At 72.0% G+C, this 5,332-nt stretch carries 4 protein-coding genes and 2 pseudogenes; 4 read left to right on the top strand and 2 right to left on the bottom strand.

Annotated features, from left to right (window positions below):
• Positions 1 to 95: 95 nt before the first annotated feature.
• A pseudogene (locus Q1N79_RS28245) lies at positions 96 to 200 on the bottom strand (lytic transglycosylase domain-containing protein); the annotation flags it as partial.
• Between the two features lie 444 nt (positions 201 to 644).
• Here Q1N79_RS28245 and Q1N79_RS28240 point away from each other — a divergent pair.
• From Q1N79_RS28240 to Q1N79_RS28225, 4 genes and pseudogenes are all read left to right on the top strand, one after another.
• A pseudogene (locus Q1N79_RS28240) lies at positions 645 to 971 on the top strand (alkaline phosphatase family protein); the annotation flags it as partial.
• A 318-nt stretch (positions 972 to 1,289) separates the two neighbouring features.
• On the top strand, positions 1,290 to 1,823 hold the full coding sequence (locus Q1N79_RS28235) for a PadR family transcriptional regulator (protein WP_300614103.1): 534 nt from the start codon (positions 1,290 to 1,292) through the stop codon (positions 1,821 to 1,823).
• A complete protein-coding gene (locus tag Q1N79_RS28230; protein ID WP_300614102.1) occupies positions 1,820 to 2,551 on the top strand; it encodes an ABC transporter ATP-binding protein in 732 nt (243 codons plus the stop codon). Before Q1N79_RS28235 ends, Q1N79_RS28230 begins: the two co-directional genes overlap by 4 nt.
• Complete coding sequence (locus Q1N79_RS28225; protein WP_300614101.1) at positions 2,551 to 4,812, top strand: FtsX-like permease family protein; 2,262 nt, start codon at positions 2,551 to 2,553, stop codon at positions 4,810 to 4,812. Before Q1N79_RS28230 ends, Q1N79_RS28225 begins: the two co-directional genes overlap by 1 nt.
• Before the next feature lie 48 nt (positions 4,813 to 4,860).
• On the opposite strand, the gene Q1N79_RS28220 is transcribed toward Q1N79_RS28225, so the two are convergent.
• Positions 4,861 to 5,332, bottom strand: a 472-nt coding sequence (locus Q1N79_RS28220; RefSeq protein WP_300614100.1) for a lytic transglycosylase domain-containing protein, incomplete at its 5' end; no start/stop codon positions are given.

Genomic DNA, 5,332 nt, shown 5'->3' with positions numbered 1-5,332 from the left:
TCTATTTCCGGGCGCCCAGCAAGGGCTGGAGCAGCAAGTACCTGCCCGAGTTCGAGAAGATGCTGCACACCTTCAGGACGGTCCCGTCCTGACGCTTAGTACCAGCCGTCTGCTTCCTCGTGTGCCCACGCGCCGCACGGCGAGCGGTACCTGCCCTGGATGTAGGTCAGGCCCCAGCGGATCTGGGTGGCAGGGTTGGTCGCGCATCGCGCGATCGGATTCCACCCTTGACCCCACGATCCGCGCCAAGCGGTAAGGCCAGGCGGGCAACAGCAGGCATCGGCCGGCGCGCGGTCGGGGCACGAGGTCAGGGCGCCCGGCTGCCGGGGGCAGCCGCCGTCCCGCGCGGGCGGGGTGCTGTCAAGAAGTAACCACGTAGGAATACAAACGATTGCGCCGCCCCATTCCCGCGGGCAGGCCGGCCGGTCCCCCGCCGCAGCACGCCCAGCTTCCCGAAACCCGGCGTTCACCTGCAGTTCTCGTTACTTCTCAAGCAACGACTGTGAGTTGCGCCATCCGGCGCGCGGCGATCACCTGCTCGCTATTCTCTGGACAGTTTGTCCCTGTTAGGCACAGAATCAGCCGGCTAGCGAGGACCCCGCCACGACCGAAGGACCTCCAGATGCCCGAACACCAGCCTGACCATGACCGTGGCGCCGGCGAGCGCGGCGGTGCTGATCGCCCGGCTACCCCGTTCACCCGGCGGCGCCGGCTCGGTGAAGACCGTGTTCCTGCTCGTGTACGACGAGAACGACGGCCTCTTCGACCACGTCCCGCCGCCCGTCTCCCCGCCCGGCATCGCCGACGAATAGGTCTGCCTGACCTCGCCAGGCGGCACCCCGGGCAACGGCCTGCCGGTCGGCCCCGGCTTCCGGGTGCCGTGCATCGTCGTCTCGCCGTGGACGGCCGGCGGCTGGGTCTTCAGCGAGCCGTCCGACCACACGTCGCACCTGATGTTCCTCGAGCAGGTGACCGGAGTGCCCGCGCCCACCATCAGCGCGTACCGGCGCGCGACGATGAGCAACATGACGGGCGCGTTCCGGTTCCTGTCTTACTCGCACCCGCCGATGCTCCCCGACACCAGCGGCCCGCTGGTTGTCGCGCAGTACACCTCGTCGCAGTATCCGCTGCCCGCGTTCCCCGGCGCGGACCAGACCCCGCCGTACCAGCCGCCGGGCCGCCGCCCGCACGTGCCCCCCTTTTATACAGAACGGACCGTGGTGACAGTCGCAACGGACCGTTCTGTATATTATTTGCCTTGTGTATACACCGAGTGTATATTCCCGAGGGTGAGTGTCCCCCAGACCCTGCTTGGCCTGCTCGAACGCGAGCCCAGTCACGGCTATGACCTCAAGCGGGACTACGACGCCTACTTCGGGCGAGGCAAGCAACTGCCATTCGGGCAGGTCTACGCGACGCTCGGGCGGCTGGCCCGCGACGGCAAGGTCGTCGGCGGCGAGGCCGAGCCGGGCGAGGGACCGGATCGCAAGCCCTACTCGATCACCGACGCCGGCCGGGCCGAGGTCGACGCGTGGCTGGCCGATCCGGTCGAGCCGGAGCCGCACCTGCAGACGATCCTGTTCGCGAAGGTGACGCTCGCGCTGATGCTCGGCAAGCCGGCCGACGCCTACCTGGACAGGCAGCGCGCCGCGCACATCAGGCGGATGCGGGAGCTCACCGAACTCAGGCGGACCGGAGCGCTTGTCGACGTGCTGCTCGCCGACCACGCGCTGTTCCACCTGGAAGCCGACCTTCGCTGGATCGACGTCACGTCGGCGCGCCTGACCGAACTGGCCGCACTGGTAACCCGGAGGGAACAATGAGCAGTCCCGTCGTGACCGGCGCGTACCTGATCGAGGCGCGGGAGGTCGCCAAGTCGTTCGGCCAGACACCCGCGCTGCGCGGCGCGAGCGTGGCCGTCTGTCAGGGCGAGATCCTGGCGATCATGGGCCCGAGCGGATCCGGCAAGTCGACGCTGCTGCACTGCCTGGCCGGGATCTTCACGCCCGACCGCGGCGAGGTCTGGTTCGACGGGCAGCGCCTGGACACGCTCGGCGAGGCCGAGCGGACGCGGCTGCGCCGGACTGCCTTCGGCTTCGTGTTCCAGTTCGGGCAGCTGGTCCCCGAGCTCACCGCGGCCGACAACGTGGCGCTGCCGCTGCTGCTCAACCGGGTGGGGCGGCGGACTGCCTACCGGACGGCCGGCACGTGGCTGGACCGGCTTGGCGTCGCGGACAAGGGCAGGCACAGGACCGGCGAGCTGTCCGGCGGCGAGGCGCAGCGTGTCGCGGTCGCGCGGGCGCTCGCGATGGCGCCGACGGTGATCTTCGCCGACGAGCCGACCGGGTCGCTTGACTCGCTGACCGGCGAGAAGGTCATGGACCTGCTGACCGCGCTTGCCCGCGAGACCGGGACCACGGTCGTGCTGGTCACCCACGACGCGCGGGTCGCCGCGTACGCCGACCGCCTGGTCATCGTGCGCGACGGCATGGTGTCGGTTGACCTGGGTCCCGCCGGCGAGCAGGTCTCCGCGGCGCAGGCGGCTCAGTGATGGTCCGCCTTGGCCTGCGGCTCACCCTGCGCAGCGGCCGGGAGGCCCTCGTCCGGCTGGCGATCACCGCCGCGGCGGTCGCGGTCGGCGTCGCGCTGCTGCTCGGCGTGCTCGCCGAGTACCACGCGTTCCAGGCGAACGCCAACCAGGCCTGCTGGTCGTGCACGGGGGGCGACGGGGCGGTGCCCGCACCGCTGCCGGCCGGCGGCGAGCTGTGGAACAACAGCGTGGACTTCTACCAGGGGCAGACGATCACCCGGCTGGACGTCGCCGCGCTGGCGTCGTCCGCGCCGGTGCTGCCGGGAATTGCGCGCCTGCCGGGGCCGGAGCAGTACTACGCGTCGCCCGCGCTGGCCGCGCTGATCCGCACCGTGCCCGCCGACCAGCTCGGCGACAGGTTCCCCGGCCACCTGATCGGGACGATCGGCGACGCGGCGCTCACCGGGCCCAACGACCTGGTGATCTACATCGGGTACACGCCCGCGGGAGTCGCCGCGATCCCCGGCTCGGACTGGGTGACGTCGATCTCGACCGCGCCGGCGCCTGAGGTGTTCACGCCGTTCTTCAGGTACGCGTTCGGCGTGGGCGTGCTCGCGGTGCTGTTCCCGATGCTGGTGCTGATCGGCACCGCGACCCGGCTGGCGGCCGACCGGCGCGAGGAGCGGTTCGCCGCGCTGCGGCTGGTCGGCGGGACGCCCGCCGACATCCGGGTGATCGCGGCGGTCGAATCGGTGGCCGGCGCGTTCGGCGGCGCGGTGCTCGGGGTCGTCGTGTTCCTGCTGGCGCGGCCGTTGCTGGCCGGGGCGACGCTGACCGGCACGCAGTACTTCTCGTCGGCGCTGACCCCGACCAGCTGGGGATACGTCGCGATGCTCGCCGGCGTGCCGGTGATCGCGGCGGTCGCGGCGCTGCTGTCGCTGCGCCGGGTGCAGCTCTCGCCGCTCGGCGTGAGCAGGCGCGCGACGCCGAAGCCGCCGACCGCGTGGCGGCTGACTGCGCTGGTGGTCGGCGTGGCCCTGTACGTCGTGGGGCTGCTGGCCACGACGCACCAGTCGATCGGCGGGCCCGCGTACCCGGGCCTGCTGATCACCATGGCCGGCCTGGCGATCGCCGGACCGTGGCTGACCGCGCAGGCGGCCCGGCTGTTCGGCAGCGTCACCAGGGGATCGTCGGCCCTGCTCGCGAGCCGGCGGCTGGCCGGCAACCCGAAGGCGGCCTTCCGCTCGGTGACCGGGCTCGTGCTCGCCGTCTTCCTCGGCACGATCGTGGGCACGCTCGTGCCCGCGATCAACGCGACCGAGGCATCGCCCGCCAACGCCTCGCTCAGCAACGTGCTGCTCGACCAGGTGCAGTCGTATGCCGGTCCCTCCGGCGCCGTCACCTTGTCCGCGCGGCAGAGCCGGAAACTGGTCAGCGGGCTGAACGCTATCCCCGGGGCCACCACCTACCCGCTGTATTCGCTGCTTGTGCCCGGCCCGCCCGGGCCGGGCGGGTCGGGCGGGCCCGGCGGGCCCGGTAACGACACCGCCGTCAGCTGCGCGGTGATGCGCGCCCTGGCCGTGCTCGGGCAGTGCGCACCGGGCGTGGCGGCGGTGCAGACGACCGACGACAGCCTGTTCAGCGACAACCCGCTCTTCAACACCAAGGCGTTCGTCAGCTCGTCCAGTCAGGTTTATACCGGCCCGCTGTCCAGCCTGCCCCTGCAGGCCGTGCTTGTCCGGGTGAACAGCCCCGCGACGCTGGAGCGGGTCCGCACGTTCCTGGCCGTCAACGCCCCGCCGCAGGTCTTCGCCGGCCCCGGAGCGGCGCCGACCCCGCCGCGGACGTTCGGCGAGACACTGAGCATCCGTCTCGGCCGGGCGGCCGTCGTGGAGAAGCTCGTGTACGCCGCGGTCGCGCTCACGCTGGTCGTGGCGGGCTGCAGCCTGGCGGTCGCGGTCGGCGGCGGGCTGGTCGACCGCAAGCGCCCGTTCACCCTGCTGCGGGCCGGCGGCGTCCCGGTCGGCGTCCTGTCCAGGGTCGTCCTGCTCGAGGCCGCGCTCCCGCTGGCCGCCGCCACCGTGCTGGCAGCCATCATCGCCTACCTCACGTCGGTCCTGGCCTACGTCAGGCTCGCGCCGCCCGGCACCGCGATCCCGCGGCTTGGGTACGACTATTACGCGCTGATCGTCATCGGCCTCGTCATCGCCTTCGGGGTGATCGCGGTGACGCTGCCGCTGCTGCGCCGGATGACCGCACCCGGCAACGTCCGCTTCGAGTAGGGGCTCCGGTCTGGCCCCGGGCCGGGGCCAGACCGGAGCGACGAGGGGTCAGTACCAGCCGTCTGCTTCCTCGTGGGCCCAGGCAGCGCACGGGGAGCCGTAGGTCGACTGGATGTACTCAAGGCCCCACCGGATCTGCGTGGCCGCGTCGGTCTGCCAGTCAGGGCCGGCGCTGGCCATCTTGCTGCCGGGCACGGCCTGCGGGATGCCGTACGCGCCGGAACCCGGGTTCTCCGCGGTGGGGTTCCAGTCGCTCTCCTGCGTCCACAGCGAGTCCAGGCACGAGAACTGGCCGCTCCAGCCGTACTGGGCGAGCATTCCCTCGGCGATCTGCTGCGGCGTGCCTGACGCCTGTTCCTGGGCGGGCTGCTGGGCTGCTTGCTGGGCAGCCCGCTGCTGGGCCGCGGCAGCGCTGGCCGTCGCGGCGAGCGCCGCCAGGTGTCGTTCGTGCGCGGCGTGCGCGGCGTGCGCGGCGTGTTCGCGGGCTGCCTGCGCTGCCCGTGCGACCGCGGCGCGGTCA

The organism is Trebonia sp., from assembly GCF_030042015.1.
GTDB lineage: Bacteria > Actinomycetota > Actinomycetes > Streptosporangiales > Streptosporangiaceae > Trebonia.
The sequence above is the reverse complement of the archived record's forward strand: the minus strand, read 5'-3'. Positions and strand labels throughout refer to the sequence as shown.